At 72.4% G+C, this 18217-nt stretch carries 16 protein-coding genes; 10 read left to right on the top strand and 6 right to left on the bottom strand.

From position 1 onward, the window contains the following. The first annotated feature begins 68 nt into the window (after positions 1–68). The 3 genes from IE217_RS23710 (at position 69) to IE217_RS23700 (ending at position 1123) form a co-directional block, all read left to right on the top strand. The gene (locus IE217_RS23710; protein WP_190179937.1) at positions 69–227 is read left to right on the top strand and encodes a hypothetical protein; all 159 of its coding nucleotides are present in this window, start codon (positions 69–71) and stop codon (positions 225–227) included. Positions 228–431: 204 nt separating this feature from the next. Beyond that, positions 432–734: an ArsR/SmtB family transcription factor gene (locus tag IE217_RS23705; RefSeq protein ID WP_190179936.1), complete on the top strand. Its 303-nt coding sequence runs from the start codon at positions 432–434 to the stop codon at positions 732–734. Continuing rightward, positions 731–1123, top strand: coding sequence for a VOC family protein (locus IE217_RS23700; RefSeq protein WP_190179935.1), 393 nt, complete (start codon positions 731–733; stop codon positions 1121–1123). The genes IE217_RS23705 and IE217_RS23700 overlap by 4 nt, the downstream gene beginning before the upstream one ends. Positions 1124–1170: 47 nt before the next feature. Here the strand turns inward: IE217_RS23700 and IE217_RS23695 are convergent, their stop codons facing one another. The 3 genes from IE217_RS23695 to IE217_RS23685 are packed head-to-tail and all read right to left on the bottom strand — an operon-like array spanning position 1171 to position 5037. Next, on the bottom strand, positions 1171–3549 hold the full coding sequence (locus IE217_RS23695) for a lanthionine synthetase LanC family protein (protein WP_190179934.1): 2379 nt from the start codon (positions 3547–3549) through the stop codon (positions 1171–1173). Then, a complete protein-coding gene (locus IE217_RS23690; RefSeq protein WP_190179933.1) occupies positions 3525–4748 on the bottom strand; it encodes a hypothetical protein in 1224 nt (407 codons plus the stop codon). Before IE217_RS23690 ends, IE217_RS23695 begins: the two co-directional genes overlap by 25 nt. Beyond that, the gene (locus tag IE217_RS23685; RefSeq protein ID WP_190179932.1) at positions 4735–5037 is read right to left on the bottom strand and encodes a hypothetical protein; all 303 of its coding nucleotides are present in this window, start codon (positions 5035–5037) and stop codon (positions 4735–4737) included. Before IE217_RS23685 ends, IE217_RS23690 begins: the two co-directional genes overlap by 14 nt. Before the next feature lie 196 nt (positions 5038–5233). On the opposite strand from IE217_RS23685, the gene IE217_RS23680 reads away from it, so the two are divergent. Both IE217_RS23680 and IE217_RS23675 read left to right on the top strand, forming a co-directional pair. Continuing rightward, positions 5234–6148, top strand: a complete 915-nt coding sequence (locus IE217_RS23680; protein ID WP_190179931.1) for a hypothetical protein — start codon at positions 5234–5236, stop codon at positions 6146–6148. A 65-nt stretch (positions 6149–6213) separates the two neighbouring features. After that, positions 6214–6429, top strand: coding sequence for a DUF4177 domain-containing protein (locus IE217_RS23675; RefSeq protein WP_189704731.1), 216 nt, complete (start codon positions 6214–6216; stop codon positions 6427–6429). Positions 6430–6489: 60 nt separating this feature from the next. On the opposite strand, the gene putP is transcribed toward IE217_RS23675, so the two are convergent. Together putP and IE217_RS23665 are read right to left on the bottom strand one after the other, a co-directional pair. Further along, a complete protein-coding gene (gene putP / locus IE217_RS35275) occupies positions 6490–10068 on the bottom strand; it encodes a sodium/proline symporter PutP (protein WP_190179930.1) in 3579 nt (1192 codons plus the stop codon). A gap of 148 nt (positions 10069–10216) precedes the next feature. Next, positions 10217–10753, bottom strand: coding sequence for a cysteine hydrolase family protein (locus tag IE217_RS23665; RefSeq protein ID WP_190179929.1), 537 nt, complete (start codon positions 10751–10753; stop codon positions 10217–10219). Between the two features lie 200 nt (positions 10754–10953). Between IE217_RS23665 and IE217_RS23660 the strand changes: the two genes are divergently transcribed. From IE217_RS23660 to IE217_RS23645, 4 genes are all read left to right on the top strand, one after another. Beyond that, on the top strand, positions 10954–12213 hold the full coding sequence (locus IE217_RS23660) for a glycoside hydrolase family 6 protein (RefSeq protein WP_190179928.1): 1260 nt from the start codon (positions 10954–10956) through the stop codon (positions 12211–12213). 429 nt (positions 12214–12642) lie between these two features. Then, positions 12643–13701 carry an alpha/beta hydrolase gene (locus tag IE217_RS23655; protein WP_190179927.1) on the top strand — a complete coding sequence of 353 codons (1059 nt, stop codon included), beginning with the start codon at positions 12643–12645 and terminating at the stop codon, positions 13699–13701. 220 nt (positions 13702–13921) lie between these two features. Continuing rightward, positions 13922–14581 (top strand): zinc ribbon domain-containing protein, encoded by a 660-nt coding sequence (locus tag IE217_RS23650; RefSeq protein ID WP_190179926.1) that lies wholly within the window; start codon positions 13922–13924, stop codon positions 14579–14581. 119 nt (positions 14582–14700) lie between these two features. Next, positions 14701–15678 carry an L-threonylcarbamoyladenylate synthase gene (locus IE217_RS23645; RefSeq protein WP_190179925.1) on the top strand — a complete coding sequence of 326 codons (978 nt, stop codon included), beginning with the start codon at positions 14701–14703 and terminating at the stop codon, positions 15676–15678. Positions 15679–15733: 55 nt separating this feature from the next. Here the strand turns inward: IE217_RS23645 and IE217_RS23640 are convergent, their stop codons facing one another. Continuing rightward, positions 15734–16612: a phosphotransferase gene (locus tag IE217_RS23640; RefSeq protein WP_190179924.1), complete on the bottom strand. Its 879-nt coding sequence runs from the start codon at positions 16610–16612 to the stop codon at positions 15734–15736. Between the two features lie 289 nt (positions 16613–16901). On the opposite strand from IE217_RS23640, the gene IE217_RS23635 reads away from it, so the two are divergent. Next, a complete protein-coding gene (locus IE217_RS23635) occupies positions 16902–18206 on the top strand; it encodes a Cmx/CmrA family chloramphenicol efflux MFS transporter (RefSeq protein WP_190179965.1) in 1305 nt (434 codons plus the stop codon). Positions 18207–18217 lie beyond the last annotated feature (11 nt).

Genomic DNA, 18217 nt, shown 5'->3' with positions numbered 1-18217 from the left:
GCTGGAGAGCGCGACGGGAGCCGGGCGGGGCGCCCCCGCCGCAACCCACGAGCCGGTGAGGTGAGGTCATGCTGAACGCCGCGGCGGTCTTCCTGCTGGGTCTCGGGCTCGGCGCGCTCGGACTCGTCGACGAGGACATGTACGCCGTGGGAGCGGTCATCGTCTTCGTCGCCGTCATCGGCTTCCTCGTACGCCTCGCGGATCTGTACGGTTCGCCCCGGCCGTAGCACGGCAGCGGTGCTCCGGTCCCCCGCCGCGAGGGCGGGAGGGGACCGGTGAGCCGAGCCGCGGCGTTTCGCTCATGGCTCCGTACTAGCCGCGCCCCTCACCGGCGACACCTGGCGGACGCGAAGAGCCACCCAATGACGTAGCGCGGGCGGGTACGGGTGACCGCGTGGACAGGCAAGTGGGGAGTTGCCTATGCTGGCGGTGTGGCCGACGAACTCTTCAAAGCCCTGGCCGATCCCACCCGCCGCACCATCCTCGACGAGCTCACGGAGAAGTCCGGGCAGACACTGTTCGAGATCTGCTCCCGGCTGAGCATGAGGCACCGGCTCGGCATCTCGCGCCAGGGCGTCTCCCAGCACCTCGCCGTCCTGGAGGCCGCGGGGCTCGTCGAGACCAGGCGGGAGGGCCGCTACAAGTTCCACGACCTGAACACGGCCCCGCTCCGGCAGATCACCGAGCGATGGCCCGTGCCCGACACACCCAAACCGGAGAAGAGCACCTCATGAGGATCCACCTGACCAGCGTCTTCGTCGACGACCAGGCCAAGGCCGAGCACTTCTACACCGAAGTCCTCGGCTTCGTGAAGAAGCACGACGTCCCGGTGGGGGAGGGGGCCCGCTGGCTGACCGTCGTCTCACCCGAGGACCCCGACGGCCCTGAGCTCCTCCTGGAACCCGCCGGCCACCCGGCCGTCAAGCCCTACCGTGACGCCCTCATGGAGGACGGCATCCCGCTCGCCCAGTTCGCCGTGGACGACGTGCGGGCGGAGTACGAACGCCTGCGCGGCCTCGGCGTCCACTTCACCCAGGACCCCTTGCAGATGGGCCCGGTCACCACGGCGGTCTTCGACGACACCTGCGGCAACCTGATCCAGATCGCGACGAAGCCGCAGTAGGCGACCGCCCACGGGCGGTTGCCCACTGCTCCGGCCGGGGCCGCCCGTCACTCGAAGAGCGGGTGTCTCGCCTCGTCCGGATGCTCGAACTCGACGGCGGCCAGGGCCAGCCCGACGTCACCGCGGTACAGGCTGTGCCTCCACGGCCCCGCCGGCACGGAGTCGTGGCCCTCCAGGGCGCTCCGCAACCGTCGGGAGGCACGCTCGAGCCATGCCTCCTCCCGTGTGTGGCGGTACATGTTCAGCAGGGCGAAGACATGTCCTGCCTGGCCGCAGCACAGGGTCGTGCCGGGTTCCCGGTCGTGGAAGGTCGCGTACGCGGCGGCGACCGCGATGTCCCGGTAGGCGGTGCCGCCGATGGCGCTTTGGGCCGCGTTCCACAGGGACACGTGCCCCGGCGACCCGTGGCACCAGCCGCTCATGAAGGACGCGGGCGTCTCGTCGACGCGAACGGGCCAGCGCAGACCGCGCCCTTCACGTACGCCCCGGTCGGCCAACTCGGCGAGGCGTCCGACGACACGGTCGTCCATGTCCCGGCCCGCGAGTTCCCACCAGGTGATGAGGGTGTACAGCAGGCCGGCCCACCCATGGGCGGCGCCGGTGTGGCGCGGAGCCCGGCTGTCCGGGGCGTCGCACCGGTGGCCGAGGGCCTGTGCGGCCACATGATCGGCCAACGCGTTCGCGCGGCCCGTCAGCCGCTCGAGCAGGGCCCTTGTGTCCTGGTCCGGGTCCCCCACCTCCCGCAGGCTCCTCACGAGGTGCGAGCAGCCGGCGAGCGTGCTCGTGGTTCCCGATGTGGGGTCCACGCCTTGGTGCGGCCGGTCCACCGCATCCAGATAGGCGCGCGCCGCCGTGAGGAGCGTCCGGGTGTCGCCCCTCGCGTGGGCGACCAGACCACGCACCAGCTCGACTCCGGACCCTGTGTGGTACGGCGACACGGCGCCGACGACGCCCGGTTCGACGCCCACGCTCTCGTCGTAGACGCCCCGCGGCTCCCGTGCCAACACCGCGGCGCGCTCCGCCCATTGGTCCGCTGCGGCAAGTGCCCCGGGTTCGCCTCTGAGCAGGGCCTTGCGCAGCAGGAAGTAGGCGATCCCCGCGGCACCGTGCATGAAGGTCGCCCGCGGGCCGGCGCCCGGTCCGTCCTCGAACAGGTCGTTGTCCGGGTCGACCATCTCGCTGACGCGGTCGACCAGAGCGTCCGCGGGCGTGGTGCCCATGACCACGGGAGGCGCCGCGGGCCGGTCGTCGACCCGCACCCGCGACAGCGCCGTCGCCATGGCGGCCACCGAACCGAACCGGGCGCTCGCCGGCTTCGAGAGCGACCGGCGCAGCACGCTCTCCAGCTCGGGCCACGGCTCGACGCCGTTGTCGGCGAACGACAGGGGCCGGCTCCGCGCGATCCGCTCGTAGAACCGCTCCGCCTCCGGCGGGAAGCGGAGGTAGTCGCGACCGGTCGCCACTCGGTAACAGAGCGCGCTCAGGGCGTACTGCTCCGACTCGGTGGTGGCGGGAGGCGGTGGCGTGCCCGCGAGTGCCGCTTCGGCGTAGCCGGGGTCGAAGTACTCGGGCGCCCCGCCGCGACGCGTCCCGGCCGCCGGGTCGTCGAGCAGGCGGGCGAGCCCGAAGTCCAGGACTCTGACCCGGCCCTCGGAGTCCACCAGCAGGTTGCCGGGATGCACGTCACCGTGGACCACCTGCCGGTCGTGCAGCGTCGCGTACGCGGACGCGATGGCGACGAGCAGGTCCCGTGTCGCGGCGCGTGAATCGCCGGCCCCGCCGACGCGGGCGACCGCTCGCGTGACGTCGGCGCCCTCGCACCATTCCATGGCGAGGAACCGGCGCTGCTCGTCGCCGCCGAGCCCGAGGAAGCGCGGGCTCGGGGATCCATTCAGGCGTTCGAGGATGCTCCCTTCCCGGAGCAACGCGGCCACGCTGCGGCGGCCGGCCGCGTCGACCACCTTGACGGCGCAGAGCCCGCCCGTGGGCAGACGCGCGCGGTACACCTGAGTGTCGTCGGTGATGTGCACGCAGGCCTCGACCGAGTACACCCCAAGCGAGTGGCCGGGCTCGTACCAGGGTGTGAGCTCACGGCTCAAGTAGGAGTGTTCGGGGGCGAGCCAATTGGCTTGCAGGAAGCGGGTCATGACCGGCCAGCACTCGTCGAGGACCGCTCGCGGGTCGAGCGCGTGCGCCCCGGCGTAGCGCGTGACGGCGTCGAGGATGGTGCGTGGCGTACGGAAGCTCTGGAACAGCTCCGCCAGCTGCGCCGACACGATCATCGACCGCGCGCGTGAGGCGACCCGCGTCACGATCCAGTCGTCCGCGCCGAACCGCAGACCGGCGAGACCGGCGGGGTCGAGAGCGCTGACAGGCGTCAACTCGACGTCGGACGGCAGGATCAGCCTGTCTTCGGTCGCCCGCACGGCGCGCTCCGTTCGAGTACGCCGGCGCGTCCCCGCACCGGCTGCCAGGTGGATGTGTCGACCCCCGCGGCCCGGGCGCGCCGCAGCGCCGCGGCGTGCGCCTGCGAGCCGGTCAGACCGGCCTGACGTGCCTGCACCAGTCCGCCGGCGAGTCGCGCGGTGACCCAGGTCCGCCAGCTGTCGACGAGCGAGCCGGGCCCGTCCGGCGACGGGGCCGGGTCGAGCCCCCATGACAGGAGCCCGTCGAGGCCGGTTTCGCAGGTGAACGGGACGCCGTGCGCCTGGGCTCCGGCCAGGGCCGGGGTGAGCTCGCCGGCGAGGTCGCGCAGCGCCCGCCACGACTCGAGGTAGACGACGAACTTGTCGGGGCGGACCATCGTGTCGACGGTGTCGGCCACCTTCCAGCCGAGGACCTCAGGCGCGCTCACGATCAGCGCGACCGAGGCGGCCACGGTGCCGGCCAGGTCGTCCGTCGTGGGACTGATGTAGAGCTTCACCGTCGGGCGGCCGGCCCGTGCCGGTGTGCGGCGCCGTCGAAAGGCGCGCCAAGGGTGGTGCCGGTACTCGGTCCATCGCGGGTCGCCACCCAACCCGTGCGGGAGCGCGTGGCGCAATCCCGCGCGGAAGGCGTCCTCGTACCCGACGGTGCGCCACGCCGTGCGAATCGGCACCCGGTGGAAGGCGTACAGCCGTTCCGCGATGGCGGCCTGATCGCGCAGGCGCAGCGACTCGGCGTAGGCGATCGCATCGAGTGAGAGGGCGGCGAGGCGGCCTTCGGGTGGTTCGACGGGCTGTCGCGCCAGTTCGGCGATCGCTTCGACGCCGGTCAGGAACCGGCCCGCGACCAGGACTTCGAGCACTTCCGCGCCCACGAGGTCGCCGAGGTCTTCGCCGCTGACACCGGGCCAGCGGGGTGAGGGCAGCCGGGTCGGAACCGCGGCCTGCTGGAACAGGCGGGCCGTCGAAGGACTCACGGCCTTGACCGTGCCCGGGACGGTGCCGTCGGCCGGGAAGAGCAGTCCGCCGACCGCCGAGCCGGACGAGGAGCCGATCAGGGCCCGGCGTTCGGAGGGATCGATGGTGTCCAGCCCCCGCAGGACGTAGCGCGGATTGGACCGGTAGAGGTACCGATCAGCCGGCGGCCTGGTGGCGGGACCGGGCCCTCCGGGACGCACGGCAGGGGTCTCAGGACTGCTCACGCTCGAGCTCAGCCCTTGCCTCCCGCACTTCTCGCAGCGCGGCGGTGAGCTTCTCCTCGAGTTCGGCGGCCTCCTCGGCGGTCCGGGGACCGAGCCGCGTGTCCGTCTCCTCCTCGGCCGTGGCGCGGACGACCTCGAGCGCCTGGTCCAGCTCGAGCTTCATGGCGTCGAACTCGTCGACGTGGATGACGGACGTGATGCCGCAGGTGACCGCTCCGCAGTTGACGGTCGGCAGCGCGCACGAGATGACCCCGCAGCGCGTACGCGACACGTCCGACACTGTGATCATCAGATCCTTGAAGAGGAAACGCACAGTCAAAACCTCCTCTGGCATATCTGGATGGAACGGGACAAACGGAACCACATGATCGATACATTCGCTACCTTTTGTCCATGACTCGCTCAGCCGCGCCGCAGCTCGGGCCGTCCCCGGAGACGCGGACGTGACCCGCGGCCCCCGCGCCCACGGCTCACCCGTTCGGCTCATGTCCGCGGCCCCGCCGCGGTCCGGCCCGCTCCAGGCGGCCATCGAGGCGCTGGCCCGCGCACTCGCGTACCCGGCCGTGGCGGGAACGGGCGCCGAAGCCGGGATCGCGGCGGTCTACAGCGAGAGGATCACCCGCGACCTCACCGTGGGGGAGGCCCGCCTGCTGGAGTCGATCACCGAGACACGTGAGCGGGGTCTCGCGCTGTGCCGGGCAGGTCGGATCCACGCCGGCGCGACCCTGATCGCCCGGGCCAGGGCGACGCTGACACGGGCGGACATCGGTGAAGAAGCGTTCGTGCTGTCGGACTCGTTCCTGTGCGCGGGCGAGGGATTCGTCCACTTCAAGTCGGACAGGCCCGACGCGGCCGTCTCCTCCATGTTCGAGGCCATCGACCGGTGCCGGGACTTGCGGGACGCCTGGGGATACCCGGTGGAGGGCCGGCGCATCCACCTCGCCTGCAACGCCACGCGCGTACGGGCCGGAGCGGGGCGGCACGAGGAGAGCCCGGTCGTCCTGGCGCAGTTGCTGAACCTCATCGCCACCTCCGACCGCCGCTTCTGGCCCTACCCGGACCTCGAGTACCTCAGCGCACCCGACCCCCTCGGGGACGACGCCAGATGGGAGCTGACGGACCAGGTCCTCGCCATCGTGAGCAGGCTCGCCCCCGAGGTGCTCGGACGCGTGACCGCCGCCCTGCCGTCGCATCCACCCGGACACGAACCTCACCCGCTGGCCGCCCGGGCCCGGTGCTTCACCGAGGCGATCCGCGCTCACGCATCGGGAGACTTCGAGGCCTTCCTGTCCCTCTGCGCCGAATTCGCCCCACCCGGACCACGCCATCTCCCGCGAGCCGCCCGGCACTTGGCCGAGCGGCTGCCGCTGAAAGCCGTCACGGGTACGGCCCGGAGGTGATTGACTGCCCAGGTCGGCATCACCGTCCGGCGGGGTCGGTTCGAGTTCCTAGGAGAAGCGCAGTCATGAGCGGTCCGTACGCCTACGAGTACAAGGTGGTCAGCTTCCGGGAGTCGCTCATCGGCGACGCGCTGGACAGCGACAAGCTGGAGAAGGTCCTGAACAAGCACGCCGAGGACGGCTGGGGCCTCAAGGCCATCACCTCGGCGGACGTCAAGGGCCGCATCGGTCCCGGAGCCGTCGAGGGGCTGCTGCTCACCTTCGAGCGCCCGCGCCAGTAATCCGGGCGGCAACAGGGCACCGCGGCGGCGCCCGTGCTGGACGCGGGCCCCGCCGTACCGCTAGGGGACCGGGCCGGACGGCACGGCCTGTTCCGTCCAGATGATCTTGCCGGTCGCCGTGAAGCGGGTGCCCCACCGCTGGGCGAGCTGCGCGACGATCAGCAGCCCTCGCCCGCCCTCGTCCGTCGTACGGGCATGACGAAGCCGCGGCAGGGTGCTGCTGCCGTCGACGACCTCGCAGATCAGGTTGCGGTCCCGGATCAGGCGCAGGGAGACCGGGCCGGTCGCATGGCGGATGGCGTTGGTGACCAGCTCGCTGACGATCAGCTCCGTGGTGAACGTCAGGGCGTCCATGCCCCAGTCGGTCAGCTGCCGCCCGGCGAGGGTGCGGGCGCGCGCGACGGCGGCGGGGTCCCTGGGCAGGTCCCAGGAGGCGACCTGGTCGGGGGCCAGGACGTTGGTCCGGGCCAGCAGCAGGGCCGCGTCGTCGGACGGCGGACCGGCCAGCAGGGCGTCGACCACATGGAGCCCGGTCTCCTCCAGCGCCGGCCTGCGCGCCACCAGCGCCTCGCACAGCCGGGACAGCCCGAGGTCGATGTCCCGGTCCCGGGTCTCCACGAGGCCGTCGGTGTAGAGGGCGATGAGGCTGCCCTCGGCCAGTTCGAGTTCGGCGGACTCGAAGGGGAGGTATCCCAGGCCGAGCGGTGGACCGGCGGGCAGGTCCAGGACCTTGGCATTGCCGTCCGGGCTGACGACCACGGGCGGGAGGTGGCCGGCCCGGGCGAGCGTGCACCGCCTGCTGACCGGGTCGTACACGGCGTACAGGCAGGTCGCGCCCAGCAGGGTGTCGGGCGCGGTCCCGTCCTCGGGCGCCGCCGGCCCCCCGCCGTCCTGCGCCCCCATGAGCCCGATGACCATGTCGTCCAGGTGGGCGAGCAGTTCCTCCGGGGGCAGGTCCAGGTCGGCGAGGGTGCGTACCGCGGTGCGCAGGCGCCCCATCGTCGCCGCCGCGGGCATGCCGTGCCCGACCACGTCGCCGACGACCAGGGCGACCCGGGCGCCGGACAGGGGAATCACGTCGAACCAGTCGCCGCCCACACCGCTCGGCGCGTCCGCCGGCAGATACCACGACGCCACCTCCAGCGCGGAGCCCCCGGTCAGCTCCTGCGGCAGCAGATAGCGCTGCATGGAGCGGGCCGCCGATCGCTCGCGCGTGAAGCGGCGCGCGTTGTCGACGGACACCGCCGCGCGGGAGACGAGCTCCTCGGCCAGACGCACGTCGTCCTCGGCGAAGCCCGGACGCTGGGACCGGGCGAACGTGGCCACGCCGAGGGTGACCCCGCGCGCCCGCAGCGGAATGACCATCAGCGAGCGGAAGCCGAACTCCAGGATGGAGGCGCCCAGCGTCTCGTCCTCGGTGACCCACGCGCTGGCCGAGCGGTCCAGCACCGCCTCCACCAGGGTCCGGCTCTCCAGCAGGCAGCGGGTCACGGGGGAGGCGGCGGCCCGCCGGACGGTGTCCCCCACGGCCAGGCTCGCCTCCGGGCAGCCCTCGCGCACGGACTGCTGCCCCGCGCGGCGGAGGACGGGCAACATGCCGACCGGGCCCGGGGCCGGCTCCTCGCCCTCGATGACCGTGTCCAGCAGGTCGACGGCGACGAAGTCGGCGAGGGCCGGCACGCACTCGTCGGCCAGTTCCTGCGCGGTCCGCGACACATCCAGCGTGCTGCCGATGCGGGCGCCCGCGTTGTTGAGCAGGGCCAGCCGCTCCTGGGCCCACCAGCGCTCGGTCACGTCGATGATCATGTACCAGACGCCCACGTCCCGCCCCTGGCGGTCCTTCATGCCGAAGAAGGAGGCCGAGAACGCGCGCCTGCGGTCGGGGTCGGTGTAGCTCGGGCCGCGGAACTCGTAGTCCATCACGGGTCTGCCGGTCGCCAGCACGCTGCGCATGTTGGTCTCGAAGGCCTCCGCCTCCAGCTCGGGCAGCACCTCCCGCACCGGCCGCCCCAGCCGTTGTTCGAGGGGGATCAGGCGGTCCAGCCGCTCGTTGACCCAGACGTAGCGCAGGTCCGCGTCCAGGACCGCCATCCCGACCGGCGCGTGGGTGAAGAACGGCGTCAGTTTCAGCTGGCTCACCCCGCCTCCCGGCATCCGCCAGAAGGCGCGTCTGGGCGGCCGGCCGACGAACCTGCCGAAGAGCAGCGCGGCGGCCGTGGCGACCAGCACGCCCGGCACCATCTCGTAGACGTCCGACCGGAGCGGGCCGAGGTAGGGGTTGATCTCCTTCCACAGCAGCACCGTGGCCGCGCCGGAGAGGATGCCGGCGATGGCGCCCGCCCAGGTCATGCGCGGCCAGTACAGCGAGAGCAGTACGACCGGCCCGAAGGCGGCCCCGAAGCCCGCCCACGCGTAGGCGACGATGCCGAGCAGTCCGCCGCCCTTGAGGGCGATCGCGTAGGCCACCAGGATCACCACGACGACGGCGACGCGGCCGATCCACACGAGCGACCGGTCCGGGGCGCGCCGGTTGAGGAAGGCGCGGTAGAAGTCCTCCGTGAGGGCGACGGAGGACACGCAGAGCTGGCTGTCGGCGGTCGACATGATGGCGGCCAGTACGGCGATCAGCAGCACCCCGGCGAGCCACGGGTTGAGCAGGGCCCGGCTCAGCACGATGTAGACGGTCTCCGGGTCGGTCAGCGGCGTACGGGACCGCGCGATGCCGACCAGGCCGACGAGCGTGGCGCCGGCGAGTACGACGACGACCCAGCCGGTCTCGATGCGGCGGGCCGCCGGGACCGCCTCGGGGCTGCGGATGCCCATGAAGCGGGCCAGGATGTGCGGCTGCCCGAAGTAGCCGAGCCCCCACGCCAGCAGCGAGATGACGGCCACGGCGCCGAGTGATCCGCCCGTGGTCCACTGGCCGTTGAGGTAGTGGACCCTGGCCCCCATGTTCAGCAGGTCCGGCGACCTGGCGTCGACGGCGCCGGTCATGGTCCCGAAGCCGCCGAGCGCGCCGATGCCCACCGCGGGGAGCACGATCAGGGCGGCGAACATCAGGATCGCCTGCATCACGTGTGTCGTGCTCACCGCGAGGAAGCCGCCGAGGGCGGAGTAGATGACGATCACCGCGGCGGTCAGGGTCACCCCGAGGCCGAAGGGAATGCTGAATACGTGTTCGAACAGCAGTCCGCCGGCCACCAGGCCGCTGGCCACGTAGACGGTGAAGAACACCAGGATGACCACCGCCGAGACCATCCTGAGCGTGCGGGTGCGGTCCTCGAACCGCTCCTCCAGGTACGCCGACAGGCTCACGGCGTTCCCGGCCCGCTCGGTGTAGGTGCGCAGCCTGGGGGCGACGAACAGCCAGTTGAGGTATGTGCCGGCGATCAGGCCGACCGCGATCCAGCTGGCGCCTACGCCGGCCGAGTACACCGCTCCGGGCAGGGCGAGGAACAGCCAGCCGGACATGTCGCTGGCCCCCGCGGACAGCGCGGCGACGAAGGGGCTGAGCCTGCGGCTGCCGAGGGCGAAGTCGGCGAAGGTGTGAGTGCGGGTGTACGCCCAGACACCCGTTCCGATCATGGCGGCCACGTACACGAGAAACGTGGTCACGATCGGCGCACTCGAATCGATCATGCTGCCCTCGCCTGCGAGGTCCATGAGTACCGTACAAATCTACGATTGCGGGCGGCGAGGGGCGACCTGGCGTGGACCTGCGTCTGTGGAGGAGGGGCGGGGTCGCGACGCCGCACATCCCGCACCCCCGGTGAGCGGCGGCGACGCGTCACGCCCAGAGTTCACGGCTTTCGCACACGCGGGCACCCATGTTGCGCTCCATCATCCGCAGCGCCGCGCGGGCGAGGTCCTCGTGGATGTGCGCGACCGCGTCCTCGGGTACGACCACGTCGAAGTGGCGGATGTGGGCGTCGAGGGCCGAGTAGAGCACGCACTGCTCGGTCACCTGCCCCACCAGCACGAGCCGGGTGAGGCCCTGCTGGCGCAGCAGGTACTCCAGCGGTGTCTCGAAGAAGATCGAATGGCGGGTCTTGAGCACGAACAGGGAGTCCGAGTCGGGCTTGATGGGCTCGACCAGGCGGGCGTGCGGCCCCGCCAGCGCGTGGTCCAGCAGCTCGCCGTGGTGGGAGCGCCATTCGCCGAAGTTGTCATTGACGTAGATCACCGGGACGTCCTGCTCCCGTGCGCGCCGCAGCAGGTCGGTGATCACCGGTACGACCGGCTCCACCGAGGGGATCAGCAGTTCGGCGTCCTTGTGGTCGTAGGTGTTGATCATGTCGATGACGATCAGCGCGGGCTTGCTCATAGGGTCAGGGTTCCACTGATCGGGGACCGGGCAACTCGCCGTCGCCCGTCGCATCGGTCACGCGACACCCTTCAGGGGATTGACGTCGCTCCCGCGCAGGGGTTAATTCCTTTGTGCGGCGCATGGGAGCGCTCCCAGAGCGTTCTCGGGGCCGCCGCGAACCGCGCACGGCCACCCCACGTATCCGAGGAGCCGCCCGCATGACCGCAAACGACCGCACCAAAAGCACCGGTAGCACGGACAGGACCGGTAGCACGAGTAGCGCCGGAACACCCGGCAGACCCCTGACGGGCCGCCGGCCGCTCGCGATCGTCGCGGCGGCGGCCGCGCTGGCCGCCACCGCGCTGACCGCCACCCCCGCACAGGCGCGGCCCGCGCACGCGTCGCCGCCCACCGCCCTCTACACCCCGCCCGCCAACCCGGACGCCGGTCGGCAGATCCTGGATCTGGTACGGCACCGGAAGCTCGCGGACGCGGCCGGCGTGCTGGCGATGACGGCGACGCCGCAGGCCGTGTGGTACGGCGGCGGCACGCCCGACGAGGTACGGGCGTCGGTGCGCCAGACGGTCGTCGACGCGGCCCGGCACCACGCGTTGCCGGTGCTGGCGCTCTACGACATCCCCGGCCGGGACTGCTCCCAGTACTCGGCCGGCGGCGCCGCGGACACTCCCCAGTACGAGGCGTGGATCGACGCGGTACGCGCGGGCATCGGAAGCCTGCCCGCCACCGTGGTCCTGGAGCCGGACTCACTCGCGCTGCTGCCCTCGGACTGCGGCCAGGACGACGCGCGGGGGAGCAGGACCGCCGAGCGCTACACGGAGATCCATTACGCGGTGGACGCCCTGGAACCGCTCGCCGGGACCAAGGTCTACCTGGACGCCGGGCACAGTGGCTGGCACAGCGTGAACGACATCGTGCCCCGCCTGCTCGCCGGCGGCGTCGGCGACGCCACGGGCTTCTTCCTCAACGTCTCCAACTACCGCTCCGACAGCGAACTGGCCTGGTACGGCAAGCTGATCTCGTCCTGCCTGAGCTACGTGTCGGCCGGCGGCGCGGCGGCCGACTGCCCCAACCAGTGGTGGGCGGTGAACGACGCGCAGGCATGGCTCGACGCGCATGTGCACGCGGCGCCGTCCGCCATGAAGCACTTCGTCACCGACACCAGCCGTAACGGCCAGGGCCCGTGGACCCCGCCGTCCGGCGTCTACTCCGACCCGCAGGACTGGTGCAACCCGCCCGGCCGCGGCACCGGCGCCCGGCCCACCCTCGACACCGGTGACCCTCTCGCCGACGCCGAGCTGTGGGTCAAGATCCCCGGCGAGTCGGACGGCCAGTGCACCCGGGGCACCCCGGGCCCGAACGACCCCGAACGCGGCTACCAGGACCCCCCGGCCGGCAAGTGGTTCCCCCAACAGGCCCTGGAACTGGTACACAACGCCGACCCGCGTCTGGTGCCTTGACCTGACTCCGCCTGTACGGCGGGCCGGGACCGGGTACGGGTGTCGCGCCGACGGGGCAAACGGGAAATGCTCCCGTATCGTCCCGGTGTCCCCGGACCGCGCGGCGTGCCGCGTGCCGTGTGGCGTGTGCCGTGTGCCGTGTGGCGGGTCGCGGTACGGCGGCGGCACGTGCCGGGCGGTTGCTGTCCGGGCGGCCCCGCCCAGGGCGGTGCGTCGGACCGGGCGGTGGCCGGCGGCCGGCTGGGGTGACGTGCCTCGGATCACGTCGTGAGACTTTCCTTGTCCGGGAGCGTGAAGGCGTTCTTGTTCGTCTAGCAGGGCGGACGGGGTCGCTGGGCGTCGTCCGCGGAAGGTCTTGGCCGTGATCGACGGGCGGTGGCCGGCGGGCCGGGGGGTCCGCCCGCCCCGCCGGTGTGGGGAGGTGGGTCGGTGGCTCTGACCGGTGCGCCGTTCTTCTTCGTACTGATCGCCGCGATGGTCCTCGCGATGGTGGGCACCGTCGCCGTGTGGTCGCGGGTGGGCGGGCCGCGGGCCGTGCGCTGGCTGGTGCACGCGGCGATGATCGTGGTCTGCCAGCTGACCGCCATCGGCGTGGTGGTGACCTACATCAACAACAGCTACGGCCTGTACGCGTCGTGGGACGACCTGCTGGGCACGAACGGGGCCAACGCGGTGGCGATGCCCGGGCCCCCGGTGAGCCGGGCGAAGTTCAGCCACGGCACGCGCGGCGGCGTCCTGGACACCTACTTCCGCGGCCGGCGCTCCACGCTGTCGGGCCAGGTTCTGGTGTGGACGCCGCCCGAGTACGACCAGGCCGCCTACCGGAAGCAACGGTTCCCGGTGCTGATGCTGCTGCACGGGGTCCCCGGCTCACCGCAGTCCTGGCTGGAGCACGGCGGGATGCCGGGGGCCTTCGCGGACCTGGTGAAACAGGGCAAGGCACATCCGTTCATCCTGGTGATGCCGGTGGTCGACCCGGGCAGTGTGGACACCGACTGCAGCGACCTGCCGCAGCGCAAGGTGGCGACCTGGCTGGCCGAAGACGTACCCGACCTGGTGCGGCACAAGTTCCGTACGCTGCCGGCGCCCTCGGGCTGGGGACTGATGGGCTACTCCACGGGCGGCTTCTGCGCCGCGAAGCTGCCGCTGCAGTACCCGAAGGTCTTCGCCGCGGGCGCCGCCCTCGACCCCGACCCGCTGACCGGGGACCCCTCCGTCCTCCAGGATCCGGCGCTGCGCCGGGCCAACAGCCCGACCCACATCGTCGCCGGCACCCACGCGCGCGTCAGCCTCTTCCTGGCCACCTCCCGCCAGGACCGGCTCAGCCCGCCCTCCGCCATCGAGGGGTTCCTGGCCGCCGCCGCGCACTCGCGCGTCCAGGTGCGCACACTGCTGCTCGCCGACGGCGGCCACAACTTCAACACCTGGTCCGCCGAATATCCGGCGGCTTTCGGATGGCTCAGCAGGTGGCTGCCGGCGCCGCGGTGAGGGCCGGTCCGCGGTGAGGGCCGGCCGGGGCCGACGCGTGCTCAGCCGGGGAGGCTCAACTCGCCCTTTTCGCAGGTGTTCCCGCCGGCCGGGCAAGATTCCCCCAAGTCACGTCACGTTTCATGACCCTGGTTACCCGCCGATGGCGAAAACCAGTACGGTTCTCCCCGCGTCCTCCTCCGCGAGGACTTCACGTTCGGCACACATGTGGGGGGACTGCGTGAGCAGCGAGATCTACTTCAGCGACAACTACCGTGACCTGTGCGTGCGCGACGGCACCGGGGCGGGCTTCCAGTTCGAGTTCTCCTGCTCGCGGTGCTACGACACATGGCGCTCGCCCTTCGAGCCCTACAGCGGGGAACGCGCCGCCAGCTGGCTGGAAAAAGGGGTCAACGTGGCCTGGGGGCTCCTCGGCCGCACCGGCAGCGGGCTGACCTCCGCCGCCGAAGGGCTCGCCGGCGCCGGATGGGGCCGCGCCCGCGACCACGCTTTCGAGCGGGCGATCGGCAACGCGCAGGGGCACTTCAACCGCTGCGCCCGCTGCACCCACTACGTGTGCGCCCGCTGCTGGAACGCCGCCCAGGGCCTGTGCCTGGCCTGCGCGCCGGACACCGCGGCCGAGGCCACGGCGGCCCAGCAGCAGGGACTCACCGACATGGCCGCCCAGCGAGCGTACGCGGCCGGCCAGCAGGCCGGTCAGAGCTACGACGTCACCACGCCCCGGCAGCTGGTCTGCCCCCAGTGCCGCACCGAGACCCACGGCTCCGCCTTCTGTCCCGGCTGCGGTCACCGGCTGGCCCAGCCCGAACACTGCGGGTCCTGCTCCTCGGTGCTGCCCGCCGGCTCGGCCTTCTGCCCGGGCTGCGGCACCCGGAGGTAGGCCGGGGCGAGGCGGCTCCCGCGCCCCGTGGTCCTCCGCCACCTCCCGGACGGCTTTCGACCGGAGTGGGCCGACATGGTAGGAACGTGGGGGAGCCGAACGGTGAGAGGACTGCGAGGGTGACGGCACAAGCCAGTGACATCGAGAAGGCGGCGGGTGTGCTGCGCGCGGGAGGCCTGGTGGCTCTCCCGACCGAGACGGTCTACGGTCTGGGCGCCAACGCCGAGGACCCTGTCGCCGTCTCCCGCATCTTCCAGGCCAAGGGCCGCCCGCCCAACCACCCGCTGATCGTCCACATCGGCGGCGCGGAGCAGCTGGACGAGTGGGTCGAGGACGTGCCGGAGGCCGCGCGCCTGCTGGCGGAGCACTTCTGGCCGGGACCCCTCACCCTGGTCCTGCGGCGCGGCCGCCGGGTGCCCCTCGAAGCGACCGGCGGTCTGGAGACGGTGGCCGTGCGTGTGCCCGACCACCCCGTCGCCCTCGCCCTGCTCTCCGCCTTCGGCGGCGGCGTCACCGCCCCGTCCGCCAACCGCTTCGGCTCGGTCAGCCCCACCACGGCGGATCACGTCCGCACCGAGCTCGGTGACGCGGTCGACTTCGTCCTGGACGGCGGTGACTGCCAGGTCGGCGTCGAGTCGACCATCGTCGACGCCACGGGGGACACCCTGAGCATCCTCCGGCCCGGCGGTGTGACGCGCGAGGACCTCGAAGCCGTACTGGGGCACCCGCTCGCGGTACCCGCGACGAGCCGTGTCCGGGTGCCGGGCCAGCACCCGTCCCACTACGCGCCGAGCGCGCGGGTCGTGCTCGTCGAGCCCGAGAAGGTCGTCGACGAGGCGCGGCTCGCGCAGGAACTCGGTCACCAGGTGGGCGTCTTCCTCCCCGCCTCCCTCGTCGGCACCCCGGTGAAGGCGCACGCCGTGGTGGCCGTCCCCGCCTCGATGGCCGCCTACGCGCGCGGGCTGTACGGCTTCCTGCGCGAACTCGACCAGCAGGGGTGCGACCTCATCATCGCCTCCCTGCCCGCGGAGGAGGGCCTGGGGCTGGCCATCGCCAACCGGCTCCGCCGCGCCGCGGGGCCCCGGCCCACTGTGTGACCGGCCCGCACGCCGTAGGCCCGACCGCGATCAGCTCTGGACGTCGCGATCAGCTCTAAACGTCCGGGCTGTCGCGGCCGAGTGCCGCCCGGAGCCGGCCGAGCCACTCCACGCCCAGCCGGCGCCCGTCGGGGAGCTGGTCGTCCCGGTCCCAGCGCCACGCTGTGATCATCGCCAGTACGAGCACCCGGCACTCGCGCAGCAGGCGCGGATCGGCACCCGGGTAGTGCTCGGCGACTTCTTCGGGCGCATGAGCGAGGTCGAATTCGACAGGGCCACGGCAACACGTCTCCAAGTCCACGAACAGCGGCCCGTTCTCCGTGCTGAGCAGGTTGCCCGGGTGCGGCTCGCCGTGCAGAAGTTGCCCGGCGCCCGCACGCTCGCCGATCGCCCGCCTCAGGTCGCGCAGCGTGCCGCCGAGCAGCTTCCGGTCCGCGTCGGCGAGGGCCGGGGTGCGTCGGCGGTCCGCGACGAGCCGTTGGGCCTGCTCGACCCGGTCCGTGAAGTGCGGCGCGGGGACGTCGAGCCCGCGCATGCCCGCGTGGAGCCGCTCCAGCGCGTGGGCGTAGCCGGCTGCCGGGACCTCGCGGGGCGGTACGGGGGCGTAATAGGTCCACAGCGTGACGGCGAAACCATCACGCGGATGGACGCGTGGCTCCACTCGAGGCTCGGGAGTGCCCACAGGGCACCCGCGTGCGGCGAGCCGCTGAGCGAGCCCGACTTCGAACCGTGCGACCTGATGCTGCCCCGCGGGCGCGACTCGGGCCAGGACGTCGCAGGGCAGCAGACGCAGAGTGAGCTTGTTGGAGTCGTGAAGAACGACCGCTTCGCCGGCCGTCAGGCCGAGTGACGAGGCGATCGACATGGCCGCGGCCACCGCCCGTCGCGCCTCAGGCGCCTGCACCGTCGCCTGGCCCCCCTGCCCTGTCTCCATCGAGCGCTGCCACGACTGTCCGTGCCTTCCACCCGCACCGTACCAAGTCGCCGGTGCGGAGCGGACGCACGGACGTGATCTCCGTCTGGCGGGGTGGTCGCGGTGGGCGTGAGTGGGGGAGTCACGTGCCAGTTCGTGGCGGGACGCGACTACTGAGAATGCGTCTGGCGCGGCACTGAGGACGCGGTGTCCGAGGGCCGAGACGCCGGGCGCGGCGGGAATGAGCCGAGGTCACGTGTGGTTGGCACCAGTTATGCCCGCATCCCCCGCACGCCCGGCTGCCCCCCGCATGCCGCTCGCCGTCTACGTCCTGGCCGTGTCCGTGTTCGCGCTCGGCACCAGCGAGTTCATGCTCTCGGGGCTGCTGCCGCCCATCGCGGACGACATGGGGGTGTCCATCCCGCGGGCGGGCCTGCTGATATCGGCCTTCGCGATCGGCATGGTGGTCGGCGCACCCCTGCTCGCCGCCGCGACCCTGCGGCTGCCGCGCAAGACCACTCTGGTCGCGCTCCTCGCGGTGTTCGGCCTTGGCCAGACCATGGGCGCGCTGGCGCCGACGTACGAGGTGCTGTTCGTATCGCGTGTGCTGAGCGCGCTGGCGTGCGCGGGCTTCTGGGCGGTCGGCGCCGCCGTCGCCATCGCGATGGTGCCGGCCACCGCCCGGGCCCGCGCGATGGCGGTGATGATCGGCGGACTGTCCATCGCAAACGTCCTGGGCGTCCCGGCCGGCGCCTTCCTCGGCGAACACCTCGGCTGGCGGGCCGCCTTCTGGGCCGTGGGGGCCGCCTCCGCGGTCGCGCTCGTCGGCGTGGTGACCCGTATCCCTCACATCCCGGTGTCTGAGCGGCGAAGCGGGCTGAAGAGCGAGCTGGCCATCTACCGCGACCGGCAGGTCTGGCTGTCCGTCGCCATCACCGCGCTCGCGGCGGGCGGCGTCTTCTGCGCCTTCTCCTACCTCGCCCCGCTGCTGACCGACGTGGCCGGGCTGGCGGACGGCTGGGTGCCGACCGTTCTGGCGCTGTTCGGCGTCGGCGCGCTGACCGGCACGACGATCGGCGGCCGGGTGGCCGACGCGCACCTGTTCGGCGTGCTGCTCTCCGGCATCACCGCGTCGACCGTCCTGCTGGCCGCCCTGGCGCTGTTCGCCACGAGCCCGGTGGCCGTGGTCGGCCTGTCGTTCCTGCTGGGCGTCTCCGCGTTCTACACCGCCCCGGCACTCAACGCGCGCATGTTCAACGTCGCCGTCGCCGCGCCCACGCTGGCGGGGGCCACGACCACCGCGGCCTTCAACCTCGGCAACACCGGCGGCCCCTGGCTCGGCGGCGCGGTGATCGACGCCGGCTTCGGCTTCGCGTCCACGGCCTGGGCGGGGGCGGCGATGACCACGGCCGCGATCGCGCTGGCCGCCGTCTCGCTGCGGCTGCACGGCCGCACCCGTGTCGTGGACGGGCGTGACGCCGATGGCCGCAGCGTCCTCGCGCGGCCGCGCGTCGGCACCGCCCGCCCGGGCGTCGACGAGCCGGAGCCGGCGTCCCGCGTCGAGGCGTCCGGTGCCGCTCGGCCCGGTCGGTCAGGAGACGCCGCGGCTCCCTGAGGCCGTGACGC

The sequence above is a fragment of the Streptomyces naganishii JCM 4654 genome (assembly GCF_014650575.1).
GTDB lineage: Bacteria > Actinomycetota > Actinomycetes > Streptomycetales > Streptomycetaceae > Streptomyces > Streptomyces naganishii.
Note: the sequence above shows the minus strand (reverse complement) of the source record. Positions and strands in the feature narration are given on the sequence as shown.